Genomic DNA, 17914 nt, shown 5'->3' with positions numbered 1-17914 from the left:
TCTTAGATACATGTTGTGTCTATTATTCGAACGGCAGCCATCTCCGCAAGTGAAGAGGCATATCGCTGTGTGAAGGAGCGCATTCTCAGCGGCGATATACCCGGAGGCGAGCTGCTGAGCGAAGGGGAGATCTCGGCGCGGATGGGATGCAGCCGCACCCCGGTGCGCGAGGCTTTCCTGCGGCTCGAGACCGAAGGCTGGTTGCGGCTCTATCCCAAGCGCGGGGCCCTGGTGGTGCCCATCACCCCCGAGGAACGGCGGCATGTCGTCGACGCGCGCCGCGTGGTGGAGAGTGCGGCGGCAGCGCGCATTGCCGAACGGGGCGCCTCGCAGGCCCTCCTGTCTGACCTGTCCGCACTCATCGACGTGCAATTGGGGCGTGCCGCGCAGGGCGACGCCGCGGGTTTCGCCGCGGCCGATGTGGACTTCCACCGCGCGATCGTTGCCAAGCTGGGCAACCCGCTGCTGGAGAACTTCTACGACAGCCTTCGCGAGCGCCAGCGCCGCATGGCGGCCGCCGCCATCGGGGTAGACCCGGTGCGGGTCGCGCGGTCAGTTGCCGGGCACCGCGCGCTGGTGGACGCGCTCGCGGCGGGCGACGCCGCACTCTTCAGCGTCGAGCTGGTCGAGCACATGAAAGTAGTGACCGAGCGTGACTAGCCGGCTGTTGCCGCGGCTGGCTCCTTGGCACCGGGTGGCCCTCGCGATGTTCGGAATTGCTTGGGGTGGTAATGAATTCACCCCTCTGCTGGTGATGTACCGGCAGGCCGGGCAGTCCGCGGCTTCTGTCGACACACTGCTCTTCGCCTATGTGCTGGGCATCATCCCGGCGCTCTTCCTGGGCGGACCTCTCTCAGATCGCTATGGCCGACGCGCGGTGATGCTGCCCGCGCCGTTCATGTCGATGGCGGGGTCTCTGGTGCTCGCGCTGGGCTCACAGCATTTCGCGCTGCTCTTCACGGGGCGTGTGTTGTCCGGCATCGCGCTGGGCCTGGCCATGGCCGCGGGCAGCTCATGGGTCAAGGAACTGTCGGCTCCCCCGTTTGATCGTGCCGGCGCCGGTGCGCGGCGCGGGGCGATGAGTCTGACCGCGGGATTCGCACTGGGTGCGGCCGTGGCCGGAGCATTGGCGCAGTGGGGGCCCTGGCCGCAGCACCTGGCATTTCTGGTCAACATCGCGATCACGATTCCCGGTGCGGTGCTGGCACTCTCGGTGCCGGAATCGGCCTCCCAGCGTGCACCGGGACGGCTGATCGACGACCTCAAAATTCCCGCCGCGCGCCGCCGGCGCTTCCTTTTCGTCGTGATGCCATTGGCGCCGTGGGTGTTCGGATCGGCTGCGGTGGCGTACGCGGTGCTGCCGACCCTGATCGCACCGACGCTTCCTGGCGAGCGCATCGCATTCTCCGCGCTGTGCTGCCTGGTCTGCTTGGGCTGTGGTTTCGCCGCGCAGATGGTGGCGCCCAGACTCGATCGGGCAGGCACCGCGCAGCTCGGCATCATCGGGTTGGCGCTGATCGCTTCGGGAATGACCCTGGCCGCCTTCGCCGCTTACCGGCTCACTGTCCCGCTGGTCCTGACCGCCGCGCTGGTGCTGGGCGCGGGGTACGGAACAGCGCTGGTCAGTGGGCTGCAGGAGGTTAACCGGATTGCCGGGCCGACGGACCTGGCCGGGCTTACCGCCGTCTTCTACGGGCTGACCTATCTGGGCTTCGGGGTGCCGATGATGCTGACGGTGCTCAGCGGCGCGCTGCCGGTGCTGACGCATCCGGTGCTGCTCGGCGGCGGAGCAGTACTGGCGACGGTCTGCGCGGCGGTCGTGGGGATGAACTCGCGTACCGATATCTGCGAGCAGCCGAGCGTCGAGGCGGCGCAGGCTGAGGGAACGCTTGAGTCGGCACTGCGTTAGCGGAAGGACGGATAGGCTCTCGCAGCATGATCATCGCAGGGTTGGTATTGACGGGAATCGCGGCGCTCATCCACGTCTACATCTTCTATCTGGAATCGATCACGTGGACCACTGAGAAGACTCGGAAGGTGTTCGGTGTCCGCACCGCGGAGGAAGCCGAGATCACCAAACCGCTTGCCTTCAACCAGGGTTTCTACAACCTGTTTCTTGCCATCGCCATCGCGGTGGGGACGGTGCTGTGGGCACGTGGCTGCACACCGGTGGGCGCGACGCTGGTCTTCACGGGCGCGGGGTCGATGGTCGCGGCCGGTCTGGTGCTGTTGATCTCGTCACCGGACAAAGCGTCGGCCGCGTTGAAGCAGCTGGTGCCCCCGCTTCTCGGGATCATTGCTCTGGCCGTGGGATTGACGCTCTGATCGTCTAGAACGGATCGGGTCCGGTCGCGACAGGGCGCTGCGGGTCACTCGACCACTCCGACCACGATCCCGGATAGAGGGCGGCGTCGTATCCCGCGATGGTCAGCGCGGCGATCTGATGTGTCGCGGTGACACCCGACCCGCAGTACACGGTGACGGCGGGGCTGTGTTCGACGCCGAGCTCGCCGAAGCGTTCACGCAGTTCGGCGGCCGATCGGAAGGTGCCGTCGGCATTGAGGTTCTCGGCAGTAGGGGCTGAGATGGCGCGGGGGATGTGCCCGGCTCGCGGATCGAGTGGTTCCTCGTCCCCGCGGTAGCGAGCGGCAGCGCGGGCGTCCAGAATTTGGATATCCCCCCACTTCGATTGAATCGCAACCTCGTCGACATCGACGGCGGCCAGACCGTCTAGCGAAGCGATGGTGACCTTGCCGGGCTCGGGGACAACCTCGCCCGTCTCGACGGGCCCGCCGAAGCGCTGCCAGGCCGCCCAGCCGCCATCGAGAATCCGGACGTCGGCAATTCCGGCGGCGCGCAGCAGCCACCAGGCCCGTGAGGCCGCCTGCCCGTTCCAGTCGTCGTAGACGACCACGGCGTCACCGTCGTTGAGGCCCCAGCGGCGTGCACTGGCCTGAAAGGCCTCGGGCGTCGGTAGTGGATGACGGCCGCGACCCGTCGCCGAGTGGTCGGCGAGGTCGGCGTCGAGATCGACGAATACCGCGCCGGGGAGGTGGCCTTCCAGATAGGCCGGGTGCCCGTCGGGAGCCATGACGGTCCAACGGACGTCGAATAACCGGACTTCGGAGAGGCGGCCAGCGAGTTCGGTCGCCGAGATCAGCACGTCCATACCGAAACGGTACCGCCGATGAGGGTTATCGCTGTGTGCTGCCCGCATCCACCGGCAGGCTCACCGAGGTGATGTAGCGCGCCTCATCGGAGGCCAGGAACAGCGACGCGTTGGCGATATCGAGCGGCTCCACCCATGGCACATCGAGCATGTTCATGGTCTTGGCCGCCACCTCGAAGTCAGCCCGGGTGGGCTCGTCAAGATCGGGCCGGAACATCCGTCGCACGTGTTCGTTCTGGATCATCGGGGTATCTACGTTGGTGGGATGGACGGTGTTGACGCGAATCTTGTGCGGCGCCAACTCCGATGCGAGTGAACGCATGAGCCCCACCACTCCGTGCTTGGCCGCGACGTAATGCGAAACCCCAATGAGGCCGCGCAATCCGGCGATCGAGCTCACCAGCACCATCGAGCCGCCGCCACGGGTGATCAGGTGGGGGATCGCGGCGCGGGTGGTGTGCCACACGCCGGTCAGGTTGACGTCGAGCATTGTCTGCCAGGCGCTTTCGGTCATCTCGGCGAGGGTGCTGCGCGATGTGATACCGGCGGTGGCACACACGACGTCCAGTCCGCCGAATGAGGTAACCGCATCGGTCACAAAGGTTTCTAGGGCCCGGAGGTCGCGCACGTCGACCACGCCCGGAATGACCCGTCGGCCGTGGGACTCCACAAGGTCGGCCGTCTGATCGAGGTCCGCGCGCGTCGCGGGCGGCGTGACGGTGGTGTGCACCGGCGCACAGATGTCGAGGGCGATGACATCGGCGCCCTCCTGAGCGAAGCGCACCGCCTGTGCGCGCCCGATACCGCGAGCGGCACCCGTTACGAGGGCAATCTTGCCCGCCAATCGTCCAGTCACGTTATGCCTTCTGCGTCAATCCGGCGTCGACCACCAGCTGTGTACCGGTGATGTAGCGCGCATCGTCGGAGGCCAAGAAGACCACCGCATTGCTGATATCCACCGCCTCCACCCACGGCACCGGTAACAGGGTGCGGGCCACCAGGGCTGCTGCGGCGTCCTGTTCGGTGGGGTGTTGCAGGTCTGGACGCAAACGGCCGATGACGTCGGGATTGAGGATCATGCCCGTGTTGACCGCCCCCGGGTGCACCGTGTTGACCCGGATGCCGAGCGGTCCAAGCTCATTGGCCGCCGTGCGGGCCAGACCGACGACGGCGTGCTTGCTCGCGGTGTAGTGCGCCGTGTGCGGGGTGCCCTTGAGTCCGTTGGTGGAACTGATGACCACGATAGATCCGCCGGCCGTCAGGTGCCGCACCCCCGCCTGGATGGTGTGCAGGACACCCGTCAGGTTCACGTCGAGTGACCGCTGCCAGGCGTCCTCGGTGAGTTCCCATGACGGGGCCAGGTCTTCGTAGATCCCGGCGTTCGCCACGATGATGTCCAGGCGGCCCAGTACCTCCACCCCGACGTCAACGGCCTGGGTGAGCGACTCCGGGTCACGGACATCGGCGAAGGCGGGTACACAGCGGCGGCCGCGGTACTCGACCTCCTTGACGGTGCCGGCGAGCTCGGTGGACCCGGGCAGGTCGATCGCGATGACCTCCGCGCCTTCCTCGGCGAGGCGCTCACAGTGCTTGCGCCCCATACCCTTTGCGGCGCCGGTGACCACCGCAACTCTCCCCGATAGCCGTGTCATGTGTTGCCCCCGCTGAGGGCGAAGCCCTTGTACCCGCTGGCGGCAACATCGGCACAGATGGCCCCGTACACTCCGAAGCCGCCGATGAACGGCATGAAAACGCGTGGCTTTCCGGGGATGTTCGCGCCGAGGTACCACGAATTGGCTTGTGGGAACATGGTGGAGGCGGCACGTTCGTTGCACTCGGTCACCCAGCCGCTGACCGCCTGCGGCTCCGCCTCCACGGTCGAGAAACCATGTTCTGTCATGTAGTTCAGTAGCTCACCGATCCAGTCGACATGTTGCTCGGCACCCAGCACCATGTTGGCGAGCACCGAAGGGCTGCCCGGCCCGGTCACGATGAACAGGTTGGGGAATCCGTCGACCCCGAGGCCCAGGTAGGTGCGCGGTCCCGCCCGCCAGGCCTCCGCCAGGGGGCGTCCGCCGCGGCCCTGGATGCCGATCCGATTCAGAGAGCCGGTCATGGCGTCGAACCCGGTGGCGAACACGAGCATATCCAAGCCGTAATGCCCTGCCGTGGTGTTGATTCCGTGGATATCGATGGACTCGATGGGGCTGGTACGGAGATCCACGATGTGCACGTTGTCGCGGTTGTACGTCTGAAAGTAGTTGGTGTCTGTGCAGATTCGCTTTGTGCCGATGGGATGGTCCGTGGGGATAAGGATGTCCGCAACGGCCGGATCGTCGATGACGGCGCGCACCTTCTCCTCGAAGAAGTTCCTGGCCTCGTCGTTGGCTCGCATGTCTGTCGTCTGATCGGGGAAGGTCTTTCCGAATAGGACGCCGCCGAGATTCCAGCGTCTCTCGAAGGCGGAGCGACGTTCCTCGGCGCTGATTTCCAGGGTCTTCTTGGGGTGGGCTTGATGCGGAGAGCCGCCGCCACTTTCCCGGGACTGTCTGCGGCGCTCGTCGTAGTGGGCCTTCACCTCGGCACGACGTTCGGGGGTGATGTCGGTATTGCCTGCGGGAACACTGTAATTGGCGGTGCGCTGGAAGACGAAGAGCTCCTGGGCGGTCTGCGCGGCGATCGGCACCAGTTGGATGCCCGATGACCCTGTTCCGATGACTCCGACCCGCTTGCCGGTGAAGTCCACTGCGGCCGCCGGCCAGTGTCCGGTGTGGTACAGCTCGCCGGCAAATGCGTCACGCCCGGGGATATCGGGCATGTTCGCGGTCGACAACGCGCCGGTGGCCATCACGCAGAACCGCGCGGTCACCTGATCTCCCCGGTCGGTGCGTACCGACCACAGCACCTGTTCCTCGTCGAGGATCGCCGAGGTGACGCGGGTGCCGCATTGGATATCGCGGCGCAAGTCGAATCGGTCGGCGACGTGATTGATGTAGCGCAGGATCTCCGCTTGGGTGGCGTACTTCTCGCCCCAATCCCAATCCTGTTGCAGTTCACTGGAAAACGAATAGGAGTAGTCGATGCTCTCCACATCGCAACGCGCACCCGGATACCGATTGAAGAACCAGGTGCCGCCCACGTCCGGGCCTGCCTCGAAGACGATGACCGATAGACCCTGCGATCGCAGACGCTGCAGGGCGTACAGGCCGGCGAATCCGGCGCCGACCACCACCACATCGAAGTTCTTCACGATTGGCCACGCTAGGGCGTGCGGACCGTGCTCCGGCGCGCCGATCCCAGTGACCGGTCAATCGGATTCAACGGACCGCTGATCGGGAAAACACCCGATAGGGAGGTCGTGGCGGGCGCACTATCAAGCGCATGACCGAACGCGTAATCGATCGCATCAACGATCTCGCCGACCAGCTGCGTGAGCAGGCGTGGGAGGCGGAGAAGCTGGGCACGCTACCCGATGAGACCGCGAAGATGCTCAGGGCCGCCGGGCCTATCCGGCTGCTCCAGCCCAAGAAGTACGGCGGGTACGAGGTACACCCCCGTGAGTTCTCCGAGACCGTCATGGCCACGGCGGCATTGGATCCCGCGTCTGGCTGGATCTGCGGTGTCGTCGGCGTGCATCCGTGGCAGGTCGCCTTTGCCGACCCCAGAGTCGCCGAGGAAATGTGGAGTGACGACCAGGACATCTGGATGGCCTCGCCCTACGCGCCGACGGGTGTGGCCACACCGGCGGACGGCGGCTACATCTTCAACGGACGCTGGCAGTTCAGCTCCGGCACCGATCACTGCGACTGGATCATCTTGGGCGCGCTGCTCGGCGACGCGGAGGGCAAGCCCGTCATGCCGCCGAAGATGCTGCACATGATCTTGCCGCGTACGGATTACCGCATCGTCGAGGACTCCTGGAATGTGGTGGGACTGCGTGGCACCGGGTCCAAGGACATCATCGTCAAGGATGCGTTCGTGCCGACCTATCGCGTGATGGATGGCGACGAGGTGATCGACGGCACTGCGCAGCGCAACGCCGGTATGACGGACACCCTGTACCGGATGCCCTGGTCGACGATGTTCCCGCTGGGTATCAGCTCGGCGGTGATCGGCATCGCCGAGGGCGCGCTGGCCGCGCACCTGGACTATCAGCGCGAGCGCGTCGGGGCACAGGGCACGGCGGTCAAGGACGATCCGTACGTGCTTTTCGCGATCGGCGAGGCGGCCGCGGATATCAACGCAGCCCGCCAGGAGATCCTCGCGAATGTCGACAAGATTTGGGACATAGTCGATTCCGGTCAGGAAGTGAGCTTCGAAGACCGGGCCGCCGGCCGTCGCACCCAGGTGCGCGCCGCGTGGCGCGCCGTGATGGCCGTCGATCAGATCTTCTCCCGATCCGGTGGTAACGCGATGCGTCTGGACAAACCGCTGCAGCGGTACTGGCGTGATGCGCATACCGGGCTTGCCCACGCAATTCATGTGCCCAGCACCGTGTTCCACGCGTCGGCGCTCAGCGCGCTGGGCATCGAGCCGCAGGGCCAGCTGAGGGCGATGATCTGATGCTGAGGAGCTTGGGATACATCACGGTCCAAACCCGGGACATGGCCCGCTGGCGGCATTTCGCCCTGGGAGTGCTCGGATTCGCCGAAGGCAGCGGCCCTGATTCCGACGCGCTGTATCTACGCATGGATGAACGCGCCGCGCGCATCGTGGTAGTGCCGGGTGAGGCCGATCAGGTCGTCACGATCGGCTGGGAGGTGCGCGATGGCGCCGCGTTGCGTGAGGTCGTGCAGGCGGTCGAGGCGTCCGGCACGGCGGTGAAGCAGCTGTCCGTCGAGGAAGCCGACGCCCGCCGGGTTGAGGAAGTGGTGACCTTCACCGACCCCGTCGGCACCACCGTTGAGGTGTTCCACGGCCCGGTGCTGGACCACAGCCCGGTGGTGACGCCGTTCGGGGCACGATTCGTGACCGGCGCCCAGGGGCTCGGACATGTGGTGTTGCCGGTGACGGATCCGGGCGGCGCCTTTACCTTCTACACCGAGGTGCTGGGATTCCGGCCGCGGGGAGCGTTCCGCATTCCCGCCCCGCAGGAGTTCGGCCCGATGCGGGTGCGATTCCTGGGTATCAACGAGCGTCACCACAGCCTGGCGCTCTGCCCGGCACCGCATGGCGGCGCGCCGGGGTTGGTGCACGTGATGGTCGAGGTGGACAGCCTCGATGCCGTGGGTCGGGCCCTGGATCGGGTGCTCAAGGACGACTACTCGCTCTCCTCCACCCTGGGGCGGCACACCAACGACAAGATGTTGTCCTTCTACGTCCGGGCCCCGGGCGGCTGGGATATCGAGTTTGGCACCGAAGGTATGCGGGTCGACGAAACGTATTACACCGCCGAGGAAATCACGGCGGATAGCTATTGGGGCCACGACTGGTCGGGCAGCGAGCCGCTGGCAGCGATGTAGCCCCCACCTTCCCTTCTGGCGAAACAGACGCTCGGTGCACAGGCACCGAGCGTCTGTTCGCGTTTTCGGGGCATGCCGGGGTTGTGTCGGCCGACACACTCATGATACAAACAGGCATATGACTAATAGTCATATGTGACCGAGACCCCAACGCCGTGGGAGGGCACCATGACAACCACTACCGCCGAGCCGGCCACTCCAAGCGCTGTGATCGATCGGGTATCGCTGCTGTTGGACGCCTTCGACGGCCCGGGCCGCCTCACGCTGGCGCAGCTCGTACGGCGTACGGGTCTTCCCCGCTCATCCGTGCATCGGATGCTGGAGCGCCTGGTGCAGCTGCGCTGGCTGCGTCGCGATGGCCGCGACTATGAGCTGGGCACGCGATTGGTTGAGCTCGGATCCCTCGCGGTGCATCAAGATCGGCTGCACGCGGCGGCGCTGCCGATGCTGCACGAGTTGCATCGCGCCACCGGCCTGGTGGTCCACCTGTCGATCCTCGATGGCACGGACGTCGTGTACTTGGAGAAGATCGGTGTGGGGATGGGCGCCGCGGTCGCCACCCGTATCGGTGGTCGCCAGCCGGCGCACTGTACGGCCTCCGGTAAGGCGATCTTGGCGTATGGGGGCGAGACGCTCGAGGGCTGCACCGCGCTGGCCCGCAAGACGCGCTACTCCATCGGCTCAGCGGCGCAATTGCGCCCGGAGCTGGACAAGGTTCGTGGTCACGGCGTGGCCTTCGACCGTGAGGAACTGCAGCAGGGCATTGGCTGCGTGGCGGCTCCGATCGGGAGCATCGGCGACGCGGTTGCCGCGGTGTCGGTATCCGGCCCTATGCCGCGTATGACATTCGATCAGCGCCTGGTGGCTCCGGTGCGGATGACGGCCATGGGGATCTGGCGCAATGTCGAGAACGGTCCGACCCGGGTGGCCCCGACCCTGCAGCCGATCCGGCCACTGCGGGGTGGCCCGGCCCCCACGTGCTCGCCCGCGCGTACTGAGATGACCGCGCGCGCGATGCAGTACGCGTGACCCTCGATCCACAGATCGCGGCACTGCTTCCGGCACTGAATAGGGGCTTTCCGCGCGTCGAGAAGATGACGGGTGCACAGGCACGCGCCGCGATACGTGCCCGATACGCCCCGCCTGCCGAGCCCGTGCGGATGCGCTCGGTGACCGACGAATGTGCCGCCGGGCCCGGTGGTGAGATACCGATTCGGGTGTATCGCCCCGATGCGACAGGGCCGCTGCCCACCGTCGTCTTTGCGCATGGTGGTGGGTTTGTGTTCTGCGACATGGACTCTCATGACGGACTGTGTCGGCGGCTGGCCAACCACATGCCCGCGGTGGTGGTGTCGGTTGACTACCGGCGGGCCCCGGAACACCGGTGGCCGACGGCGGCGCAGGATATGTTCCTGGCCACGTGTTGGGTGGTGCGCAATGCCCGCACGCTGGGCGGTGATCCCGAGTGTGTGCTCGTCTGCGGCGACAGTGCCGGCGGTAACCTCGCCGCGGTCACGACGCTGATGGCGCGCGATTTGGGCGGGCCAGAACTCGCCGGCCAGATTCTTATCTATCCGGTGCTGGACGCGAATTTCGACACCGCTTCGTATCGGCAGTACGCGCACGGCTACTACAACACCCGCGCCGCGATGCAGTGGTACTGGGACCAATACCTACCCGACCCGGCCCTGCGCACACACCCCTACGCGGCACCGCTGCACGCGGACCTGAACCGGCTACCGCCGGCGGTGGTGATAACCGCCCGCTATGACCCGCCGTGTAGTGAGGGCGAGGCCTATGCGCTGGCGCTCAAGGGGGCCCGGGTTCCGGTGCGGTACCGGCGCTATGACAATGCCATTCACGGGTTTATGACCATGCCGCGCCTGGATTTGGCCGGCGCCGCGATCGAGCGCCTATGCCGCGATGTCGACGAGTTGCTTGCTTAGACGCCGTACTCCTCGGCGAGAACGGGCAGCCGTCCGTTGCGTGCGGCGTCAAGAATCGAACCGCGTAGTTCCGAGCAGACCAGGAATAGTCCGGCGCAGTCCCGCCGCTGCGGGCACCGTGCTTCGGCCTCGGCATTCCACTGCACGCTGGTCTGCTGCCAGCTGCTCTTGCGCGCCAAAACCTCTGCACCACAGTGCTGACAGCCCACCGCCACCATCGGTGAGTCCACCAGACGGTTGTCGGTGCGGATCACGATGATGCGCTTCCGGCCATCGCCGCGAGGATCTCCGCTATCTGTGCCTTCCAGGCCTCCCCGGGGCGGGTGGTATCCACCTCGTACTCGAACCGGTCGGTCATTTCAGGAGCCACCTGCTCGGTGTCCACGTAGAACTGCTGATACCAGCGTCGCAGCTGGTACACGGGACCGTCCTCCTCGCAGAGGAGCGGATTGTCGATGCGCGCCTTGTTCTTCCAGATCTGCACGTCCTGTTCAAATCCGATTTTCACCCAGTCGCCAAGTGCGACAGCGGCGCCGGTGGCGGCTTCGTCGGGTAGCGCAAGGGACTTCTTGACGATGATTCCATACTGCAGCACAAAGGAATCCGCGTCGATCGGATAGTGGCAGTTGATGAGGATCGATTGTTGATCGCCTCCGACGAAGTGGTAGGTGAGATCGTCGATCATGAACGAGGGCCCGTAGTACGACGCGACGGACGTCTGCCCGATCATTTCCACACCCTCGGGGCTCGGCACATCCGGCCGGGATCCACCGTTCATGTACTGCGTGGCGACGGGACCTTCGAAGATGTTCTTAAAGTATGTGGGCAATGCGCCGTGCACGTAGAAGAAGTGCGCCATATCGACGACGTTGTCGACGATCTCGCGACAATTAGTGTTGACAACCGTTGTGTACCAATGCCAATCGGTCCATTCATCACTGCAGGCGCCTTCGATGCGGGGAATCGTGACATCCTCTGGCGGCGGGTTCCCTTGCGGGTCATTCCAGATGAACAACATGCCGTCCTGCTCCAGAGTGATCCAGGTGGCCGTGCGTGCCAGCTTGGGGGTGCGGCGGCTGTACGGCACCTTTTTGCAGCGGCCATCGCCACCCCAGCGCCAATCATGGAACGGGCAGGCGATCTCGTCACCTTTGACCTCGCCCTGGCTGAGGTCTCCGCCCATGTGCCGGCAGTAGGCGTCCAGGACGCTGATCTTGCCCCCGGCGCCCCGGAAGACCACGAGTTTCTGACCGAACGCGTTGATGGAGTGGGGCTTTCCGTCTCCGAAGTCCTTGATGAGGCCGAGGCAATGCCAACCGCGGGCGAACCGGGTGGGCGCCGTGTCCGCCTCGATGCTTCGCACCTTCACAGAATCAAGATCGGTATCTGACTGGGCTGTCGTCATGGACCCGTTCTAACAGCGAATTTCTGCCCGCAGCAGGGGGTTGGTCCGCTCACCGGACATCGGTCGTCGCCGCACAGCTGGTGTCCCACTGGGAGGGAATCGGCGGCCACAGCACGGGTACAGCGGCATAGCGTCGCTGCCGTCCATGCGAATTCGACGGAGGTATGCACAGATGGCGTCAGCACCCCATGGGCTGATCCCGGCCGGAACCGTCGCCGATGACACTGAGGTCGATCTGCTGGTCGTCGGAACCGGGACAGGTATGGCCGCCGCGCTGGCGGCCGCCGAACGTGGATTGTCGGTACTGATCGTCGAGAAATCGCACTATGTGGGTGGGTCTACCGCCCGCTCCGGAGGAGCCCTGTGGCTCCCGGCGAGTCCGGTGCTCCGGGCAGCTGGGACGGGTGACACCCCGGAGCGGGCGCGTGCCTACCTGCGATCGGTGGTCGCCGGAAGCGCGCCGGAGGCCCGCAGCGAGGGGTTCCTTGAGTACGAGTCGGCGACTGTCGAGATGCTGACACGACTGACGCCCCTGCGCTTGACCTGGTGTCGGGACTATGCGGACTATCACCCCGAGGAGCCCGGTGGCAGCCCGGCCGGACGTACGTGTGAATGCCGCCCGTTCGATGCGTCGGTGCTGGGCACGTACCGAAATCGACTGCAACCGGGCGTCATGAAACCACCTGCGGTGCCCATGCCTGTCACCAGCGCCGACTATCGGTGGATGAATCTTATGGCACGACTCCCACGTAAAGCCTTGCCGCTCATCGCGAAACGACTCGCGCAGGGAGTCGGTGGGGCGATCCTGGGCCGACGTTACCTGGCGGGTGGCCAGGCACTGGCGGCGGGGCTGTTCGCCGGTGTGCTGCGTATGGGCATCCCGATCTGGACCGGCACACCACTCCTGCACCTGGTCACTGAGGGCGCACGCGTCACCGGTGCGGTGGTCACCAATGAGGGCCGCGAGATCACGGTGACCGCCCGCCGCGGTGTGGTGCTCGCGGCCGGCGGCTTTGACCACAACATGGAGATGCGGCACAAGTTCCAGTCGGCGGCGCTGGGAGAGAACATGAGCCTGGGTGCCGTCACCAACACCGGCGACGCGCTAAGAATCGGCCAAGACTGCGGTGCAGCGATCGATTCCATGAGTCAGGCATGGTGGTTTCCGGCCGTGTCGCCACTGCCTGGAGGCGACGCGAAGGTGATGCTGGCGGAGCGATCGCTACCGGGGTCGTTCATCGTCGACCACACCGGAAGGCGCTTCATCAACGAGGCCACCGATTACATGTCGTTTGGGCAGCGCGTGCTAGAGCGAGAAGGCTCTGGTGACCCGGTGGAATCGATGTGGATCATCTTCGACCAGCAGTATCGCAACAGCTATGTCTTTGCGGGCCAGCTCTATCCGCGCATGCCCATACCGTCAACCTGGTTCGAGGCCGGCATTGCGCATCGCGCCGATAGTTTGGCCGCGCTGGCATCGATGATAGAAGTCCCGAAGGACGAATTCCTGTCCACTGTAAGGCGATTCAATGAATCGGCGACGGCCGGTGACGATATCGACTTCCAGCGGGGCCGCAGCGTGTACGACCGGTACTACGGCGACCCGACCGTGACCCCGAATCCGAACTTGCGGCCGCTGCGTGCGGGCCCCTTCTATGCGGTACGCATGGTGCTCAGCGACTTGGGTACCTGTGGCGGCTTACGCGCCGACGAGCGTGCCCGTGTGCTGCGCGAGGACGGTAGCGTCATGGAGGGGCTCTATGCGATTGGCAACACGGCCGCCAACGCCTTCGGTGCCACGTATCCGGGTGCTGGGGCAACGATCGCGCAGGGGCTGGTGTATGGCTACATCGCCGCACAGGATGCGGCGATGTAGTGACTACGCTGGCGAATCTTGTTGCTTAGAAAGCTTTTCGGCGTCCACCTGTTTTTCGACCTCGCGCCAGTAGCCAGGGACAAGACGAGGCGTTCCGCCATCCGGATCGGCGGTGTCGAATTCCTCGGCGGCCTCGGCAAGATCGTCGATCATCATCAGCGCGAGATCGCGCTCGGCCGCGTAGTAGCGCTCGGCCCACTTGAGCGCCACGCGTGAGTACGCCCAGGCGGGCTGGGCCGCGGCGCCGTCCGCATCCAGTGCCGCACGCCGCTGCATGTTTTCGGAGTACTCGACATGCCGTTCGAGAATCTCCTTGAGCCTCGCCGGATCGGTCAAATGTCCCTGCATGACGCGCAGCACCACACTGTGTTTGAGCACCTGTGGCTCGGCGGGAGTTTCATTGGCCCACTGGCTCATGGCCGCCATGCCCGCCGCGGTGATCTTGTACAGCCGACGGCTGCGGGCGCCATTGTCGTGATCCAGCCGGGAGGTGGCGTACCCGATCTTCTCCAATTTCCTCAGCTCCGAATAGATCTGGCTGAAGGAAGGGCTCCAGTAGAAGTAGCTGATACTCCAGTCTGCCCACTTCTTGATGTCATAACCGGAGACCTCTTCCTCGTAGGAGAGCATGCCGAGGATGGTCCAGCTGGTGGCAGCAAGATTCGGTTCGTCGGGCGAACTTGTTGCTGCCATCGGTCAAGGGTAGCAACGCGACGTGCCGGCGAGGGTGCTCCGGGGCCGCTCAGCAGGACGATGGTAACTGTGTCAACATCACTGATATGGATCAGCAGGAGTGGCAACCTCTCGGAGCATTGGTATACCGCGTGTCGGCGGCCTTGCGTTCAGAGCTCGCCGCGGCGTTGGCGCCCCTGAATCTGCCATTCCCGCAGTACGTCTGCATGAGGGTGCTGTCCAAGAATCCCGGCTGGTCCAATGCGGATCTGGCCCGCGCGACGGATGTCACGCCGCAGTCGATGAACACCGTTCTGCAGGCGCTACAGGACGCCGGTTTGGTGTCCCGGCCGGACACCGTCGACTCCGGCCGCGCCCGCCCGGCACAGCTGAGCCGGTCCGGTGCCGCCTTGCTCAAGCAGGCAGACGTGCTGGCGCAAGAGGCCGAAGAGCGGTTGCTGTCGGGTATCTCGTCACAGCAGCGCAGCGACTTCTTCCAAACCCTGCGCGATATCGCGGGTGAGGATGCGACGAGCTGCTGAACCGAGCGTCCGGCGGGAATGCGAGCGGGTAGTTTCGGTGCTATGAAGAGGCTCGCGGCAGGTGTGGTGGTTGGAGTATCGGCAGCGCTCGCGGGGTGCTCCACGGCACCACCGTCAGTGGTTCCTTCTGGCGCGTCGAGCGCACCGTCCCCAGAGCGGCGTACCGCAGAGGGCGCCATCATCGTCACCCCGGACAATTTCGTGCGCGCGGAGACGGACCGGTACTTCGGGAACATTGTGAAGGACGGCGGTTTTGGTTCCTTCCATCACATCCGCGAATTGGCTCCACTCGATAGGCAGCTGGTCATCCGGCAGAACCGCGACACGCTCTATTCGTCGGCGGTGTTCGACCTGGATGCGGGGCCGGTCACCATCTCGACGCCCGATCCGGGACAGCGGTTCATGTCGCTGCAGCTCATCACCGAAGACCACTATGTGCAGGCGGTCTTCTACGGCAAGGGCGAGCACACCATCACCAGGGAGCAGACCGGTACTCGCTACGTTGCCGCGGCGGTGCGGACGTTGGTGAATCCGGCCGATCCAGCGGACCTCGCACAGGTCCACGCCCTGCAGGACGCCGTCACGGCACGGCAAGATCGCACGGGAGAGTTCGTTGTGCCCAAGTGGGACAGCGTAAGTCAGCAGAAGGTGCGCGACGGTCTGCTCCAGCTCGCCGCGACGCTTCCTGATACCAAGGCAACTTTTGGCACCAGAGACGACACGGACCCCGTGCGTCATCTCATCGGCACCGCATCGGCCTGGGGCGGGAACCCCGAGAAGGATGCCCTCTATCTCACGGTGAATCCCACCAAGAACGACGGAGCTACGGTGTACCGGCTCACCGTGGGACAGGTGCCGGTTGACGGATTCTGGTCGGTCACCGTCTACAACGAGGACGGGTACTTCACGCCAAATGCGCGGAATGCCTACTCGTTCAACAACGTCACCGCACAGCGGGATGCCGGCGGCAACACCACCGTGCAGTTCGGGGGATGCACGGACACCACGGTGAACTGCCTGCCGATCACGCCGGGGTGGAACTACGCGGTCAGGCTGTATCGCGCGCAGCCGCAGATTCTCGACGGCCGGTGGATGTTCCCTGAGGCGCGGCCCGTCGGGTAGCCCACATCTTCGCAAGATCACGTCCGTTGACACGGCACTGACGAGGATCGGAGCCGCACTGCTCGAACTGGGCTAGCGCCGTTTCTATTGTGGGTTAACGAATTTCGCGATCTGTTGAGCAATCTCGGATCGGATGTCGGCGTCGGACATGTCGTCGAGGCCGAAACCGGCTCGCAGGGTGGGGCCCATCAGGCGCCAGCCAAGCTGTAGCGCAATCGAGTGGGCCCCGGCCAGCCGCGCCTCCCGATCGTCGGCGTGGGCAGGACGGATCTGTTCGAGCAGCCATTCCATGCCGGGTTTACGTTCTTGCAGTTCTTCGATGGGGAAGCCGTCGAGAGTGGAGCGGACCATGACGCGCAGCTGTAGATCGTGTGCCGCCTCCAGCTCTTCGCGGGGCGCCCCCGCCTCCCGCAAGGTCGCTGCGGCATCGGCCAGGTGCTGCAAGGTGTCCGCCAACAGCTGACGCTTGCTTCCGAAGTGGCGGTGCACCAGACCGTGGTTCACACCCGCGCGCGTGGCGACCTCCCGGATGGACGTCGCCGTCGGCCCCTTCTCGGCGAAGAGCTCAGAGGCGGCATTCAGGACGGCCTCCACGACCTCCTCCTTGCCGACGGGTTTGGCATCCGTTGCCTCCGATGTAGTCATGTGTGTACAGTAGCGGATGACCAGGTGTAGTCAATTGACTACACTAACGCGTCGAACAGAAGGAAAGGGCCATGAGCAGCGATTTCAACGTGGTGAAGCTAGGCGAGAACATCGGCGCCCGCATCGAGGGCGTACGTCTCGGAGAGGTGGATGCCGAGACCGCGGCCGCCATCAACCAGGCGATGCTGGAGCACAAGGTGATCTTCTTTCGCCGCCAGCATCACCTCGATGACGAGGCGCAATTCGCGTTCGCCCGGTGCATGGGCGCGCCGACGTCTGCGCATCCCACGCTCAAGTTCGACGGTGAACGCGTCATGCGGCTCGACTCGGAGGAGGGTGGCCGCGCCAACCAGTGGCATACCGATGTCACCTTCGTGGACCGGATTCCCAAGGCGTCGATCCTGCGGGCGGTCGAATTGCCACCGTACGGCGGAACCACCACCTGGACCTCGACGGTCGCGGCCTACCGGCAGCTGCCCAGGGCCTTGCAGGAGCTGGCAGACAATCTGTGGGCCATGCACAACAACCAATTCGATTACGCCCAGGTTGATCCCGCCAAGGTCGCGGAGCTGCTGGCCAAGGCGGGGTCCGGATCCAAGTATGTGCGCGAGTTCGGGGCGACACATTTCGAGGCGCATCATCCGGTGGTCCGGGTGCACCCAGAGACGGGTGAGAAGGCACTGCTGCTGGGCAACTTCGTCAAGCGGATCCTGGACGTGAGCGTCAGCGAGTCGCAGGCGCTCTTCCGAATGTTCCAGGATCGGATTACCTGGTTGGAGAACACGATTCGATGGAACTGGGAGCTAGGTGATGTCGCGATGTGGGACAACCGGGCCACCCAGCATTACGCGGTCTCTGACTACGGCGATCAGCGGCGCCGGATGCATCGCGTGACGCTTGCCGGTGATGTGCCGGTCGGTGTCAATGGTGAAAGCAGCCGGGTAATCGCCGGGGACGCCAGCGACTACTCGGTGATCGACAACCCGAAGCGGCTGGTGGCCTAGGGCTGCTGGCCACCGAGTGGGAATCTCACGAGGAGAATCGGCCGGATTTCCTCGTGAGATTCCCACTCGGT

The 17914-nt window shown here is 65.1% G+C and carries 19 protein-coding genes; 11 read left to right on the top strand and 8 right to left on the bottom strand.

All coding sequences use genetic code 11. The annotated features are described in order from the left end of the window. Nucleotides 1-21: 21 nt before the first annotated feature. The 3 genes from B4400_RS12910 to B4400_RS12900 are packed head-to-tail and all read left to right on the top strand — an operon-like array spanning nucleotide 22 to nucleotide 2325. Nucleotides 22-660 carry a GntR family transcriptional regulator gene (locus B4400_RS12910; RefSeq protein WP_078311465.1) on the top strand — a complete coding sequence of 213 codons (639 nt, stop codon included), beginning with the start codon at nucleotides 22-24 and terminating at the stop codon, nucleotides 658-660. Then, nucleotides 653-1909, top strand: coding sequence for an MFS transporter (locus B4400_RS12905; protein WP_502688395.1), 1257 nt, complete (start codon nucleotides 653-655; stop codon nucleotides 1907-1909). Before B4400_RS12910 ends, B4400_RS12905 begins: the two co-directional genes overlap by 8 nt. A 26-nt stretch (nucleotides 1910-1935) precedes the next feature. After that, nucleotides 1936-2325: a DUF1304 domain-containing protein gene (locus B4400_RS12900; RefSeq protein WP_078311436.1), complete on the top strand. Its 390-nt coding sequence runs from the start codon at nucleotides 1936-1938 to the stop codon at nucleotides 2323-2325. A 4-nt stretch (nucleotides 2326-2329) separates the two neighbouring features. Here B4400_RS12900 and B4400_RS12895 read toward each other — a convergent pair whose 3' ends face one another. The 4 genes from B4400_RS12895 to B4400_RS12880 are packed head-to-tail and all read right to left on the bottom strand — an operon-like array spanning nucleotide 2330 to nucleotide 6419. Continuing rightward, nucleotides 2330-3169: a sulfurtransferase gene (locus tag B4400_RS12895; RefSeq protein ID WP_078311435.1), complete on the bottom strand. Its 840-nt coding sequence runs from the start codon at nucleotides 3167-3169 to the stop codon at nucleotides 2330-2332. Nucleotides 3170-3194: 25 nt separating this feature from the next. Then, nucleotides 3195-4025, bottom strand: coding sequence for a mycofactocin-coupled SDR family oxidoreductase (locus B4400_RS12890; RefSeq protein WP_078311434.1), 831 nt, complete (start codon nucleotides 4023-4025; stop codon nucleotides 3195-3197). Nucleotide 4026: 1 nt separating this feature from the next. Then, nucleotides 4027-4821, bottom strand: a complete 795-nt coding sequence (locus B4400_RS12885; protein WP_078311433.1) for a mycofactocin-coupled SDR family oxidoreductase — start codon at nucleotides 4819-4821, stop codon at nucleotides 4027-4029. Next, nucleotides 4818-6419 carry a flavin-containing monooxygenase gene (locus B4400_RS12880; protein ID WP_078311432.1) on the bottom strand — a complete coding sequence of 534 codons (1602 nt, stop codon included), beginning with the start codon at nucleotides 6417-6419 and terminating at the stop codon, nucleotides 4818-4820. The genes B4400_RS12885 and B4400_RS12880 overlap by 4 nt, the downstream gene beginning before the upstream one ends. A 131-nt stretch (nucleotides 6420-6550) precedes the next feature. Between B4400_RS12880 and B4400_RS12875 the strand changes: the two genes are divergently transcribed. The 4 genes from B4400_RS12875 (at nucleotide 6551) to lipP1 (ending at nucleotide 10577) form a co-directional block, all read left to right on the top strand. Next, nucleotides 6551-7732 (top strand): acyl-CoA dehydrogenase family protein, encoded by a 1182-nt coding sequence (locus B4400_RS12875; protein WP_078311431.1) that lies wholly within the window; start codon nucleotides 6551-6553, stop codon nucleotides 7730-7732. Continuing rightward, the gene (bphC, locus tag B4400_RS12870; RefSeq protein ID WP_078311430.1) at nucleotides 7732-8631 is read left to right on the top strand and encodes a biphenyl-2,3-diol 1,2-dioxygenase; all 900 of its coding nucleotides are present in this window, start codon (nucleotides 7732-7734) and stop codon (nucleotides 8629-8631) included. The genes B4400_RS12875 and bphC overlap by 1 nt, the downstream gene beginning before the upstream one ends. A gap of 168 nt (nucleotides 8632-8799) precedes the next feature. Then, entirely contained in the window at nucleotides 8800-9660 is an 861-nt protein-coding gene (locus B4400_RS12865) for an IclR family transcriptional regulator (protein WP_078311463.1), read from the top strand. Beyond that, entirely contained in the window at nucleotides 9657-10577 is a 921-nt protein-coding gene (gene lipP1, locus B4400_RS12860) for a LipP1 family hormone-sensitive lipase (protein WP_078311429.1), read from the top strand. The genes B4400_RS12865 and lipP1 overlap by 4 nt, the downstream gene beginning before the upstream one ends. Here lipP1 and B4400_RS12855 read toward each other — a convergent pair. Next, complete coding sequence (locus B4400_RS12855) at nucleotides 10574-10831, bottom strand: ferredoxin (RefSeq protein ID WP_078311428.1); 258 nt, start codon at nucleotides 10829-10831, stop codon at nucleotides 10574-10576. The genes lipP1 and B4400_RS12855 overlap by 4 nt on opposite strands. Further along, complete coding sequence (locus tag B4400_RS12850; RefSeq protein WP_078311427.1) at nucleotides 10828-11982, bottom strand: 3-ketosteroid-9-alpha-monooxygenase, oxygenase component; 1155 nt, start codon at nucleotides 11980-11982, stop codon at nucleotides 10828-10830. Before B4400_RS12850 ends, B4400_RS12855 begins: the two co-directional genes overlap by 4 nt. A 172-nt stretch (nucleotides 11983-12154) precedes the next feature. Here B4400_RS12850 and B4400_RS12845 point away from each other — a divergent pair, with 172 nt between their 5' ends. Then, the gene (locus tag B4400_RS12845; RefSeq protein ID WP_078311426.1) at nucleotides 12155-13858 is read left to right on the top strand and encodes a 3-ketosteroid-delta-1-dehydrogenase; all 1704 of its coding nucleotides are present in this window, start codon (nucleotides 12155-12157) and stop codon (nucleotides 13856-13858) included. A gap of 3 nt (nucleotides 13859-13861) precedes the next feature. On the opposite strand, the gene B4400_RS12840 is transcribed toward B4400_RS12845, so the two are convergent. Then, the gene (locus tag B4400_RS12840; RefSeq protein ID WP_078311425.1) at nucleotides 13862-14551 is read right to left on the bottom strand and encodes a PadR family transcriptional regulator; all 690 of its coding nucleotides are present in this window, start codon (nucleotides 14549-14551) and stop codon (nucleotides 13862-13864) included. Nucleotides 14552-14637: 86 nt separating this feature from the next. On the opposite strand from B4400_RS12840, the gene B4400_RS12835 reads away from it, so the two are divergent. Then, nucleotides 14638-15072, top strand: a complete 435-nt coding sequence (locus B4400_RS12835) for a MarR family winged helix-turn-helix transcriptional regulator (RefSeq protein WP_078311424.1) — start codon at nucleotides 14638-14640, stop codon at nucleotides 15070-15072. 42 nt (nucleotides 15073-15114) lie between these two features. Continuing rightward, nucleotides 15115-16194, top strand: coding sequence for a DUF1254 domain-containing protein (locus B4400_RS12830; protein WP_078311423.1), 1080 nt, complete (start codon nucleotides 15115-15117; stop codon nucleotides 16192-16194). Nucleotides 16195-16278: 84 nt separating this feature from the next. Here B4400_RS12830 and B4400_RS12825 read toward each other — a convergent pair whose 3' ends face one another. After that, nucleotides 16279-16839: a TetR/AcrR family transcriptional regulator gene (locus B4400_RS12825; protein WP_078311422.1), complete on the bottom strand. Its 561-nt coding sequence runs from the start codon at nucleotides 16837-16839 to the stop codon at nucleotides 16279-16281. Nucleotides 16840-16910: 71 nt separating this feature from the next. Here B4400_RS12825 and B4400_RS12820 point away from each other — a divergent pair, with 71 nt between their 5' ends. Then, a complete protein-coding gene (locus tag B4400_RS12820) occupies nucleotides 16911-17843 on the top strand; it encodes a TauD/TfdA dioxygenase family protein (protein ID WP_078311421.1) in 933 nt (310 codons plus the stop codon). The last annotated feature ends 71 nt before the right edge of the window (nucleotides 17844-17914 follow it).

The sequence above is a fragment of the Mycobacterium sp. D16Q13 genome (assembly GCF_002013375.1).
Classification (GTDB): domain Bacteria; phylum Actinomycetota; class Actinomycetes; order Mycobacteriales; family Mycobacteriaceae; genus Mycobacterium.
This window is presented reverse-complemented; position numbering and strand designations above follow the sequence as displayed.

Coding starts and splice junctions, on each gene's coding strand:
- B4400_RS12900 (WP_078311436.1), top strand. CDS start 1,936: ATGATCATCGCAGGGTTGGTATTGACGGGAATCGCGGCGCTCATCCAC.
- B4400_RS12895 (WP_078311435.1), bottom strand. CDS start 3,169: ATGGACGTGCTGATCTCGGCGACCGAACTCGCTGGCCGCCTCTCCGAA.
- B4400_RS12885 (WP_078311433.1), bottom strand. CDS start 4,821: ATGACACGGCTATCGGGGAGAGTTGCGGTGGTCACCGGCGCCGCAAAG.
- B4400_RS12875 (WP_078311431.1), top strand. CDS start 6,551: ATGACCGAACGCGTAATCGATCGCATCAACGATCTCGCCGACCAGCTG.
- bphC (WP_078311430.1), top strand. CDS start 7,732: ATGCTGAGGAGCTTGGGATACATCACGGTCCAAACCCGGGACATGGCC.
- B4400_RS12865 (WP_078311463.1), top strand. CDS start 8,800: ATGACAACCACTACCGCCGAGCCGGCCACTCCAAGCGCTGTGATCGAT.
- B4400_RS12850 (WP_078311427.1), bottom strand. CDS start 11,982: ATGACGACAGCCCAGTCAGATACCGATCTTGATTCTGTGAAGGTGCGA.
- B4400_RS12845 (WP_078311426.1), top strand. CDS start 12,155: ATGGCGTCAGCACCCCATGGGCTGATCCCGGCCGGAACCGTCGCCGAT.
- B4400_RS12840 (WP_078311425.1), bottom strand. CDS start 14,551: ATGGCAGCAACAAGTTCGCCCGACGAACCGAATCTTGCTGCCACCAGC.
- B4400_RS12835 (WP_078311424.1), top strand. CDS start 14,638: ATGGATCAGCAGGAGTGGCAACCTCTCGGAGCATTGGTATACCGCGTG.
- B4400_RS12830 (WP_078311423.1), top strand. CDS start 15,115: ATGAAGAGGCTCGCGGCAGGTGTGGTGGTTGGAGTATCGGCAGCGCTC.
- B4400_RS12825 (WP_078311422.1), bottom strand. CDS start 16,839: ATGACTACATCGGAGGCAACGGATGCCAAACCCGTCGGCAAGGAGGAG.
- B4400_RS12820 (WP_078311421.1), top strand. CDS start 16,911: ATGAGCAGCGATTTCAACGTGGTGAAGCTAGGCGAGAACATCGGCGCC.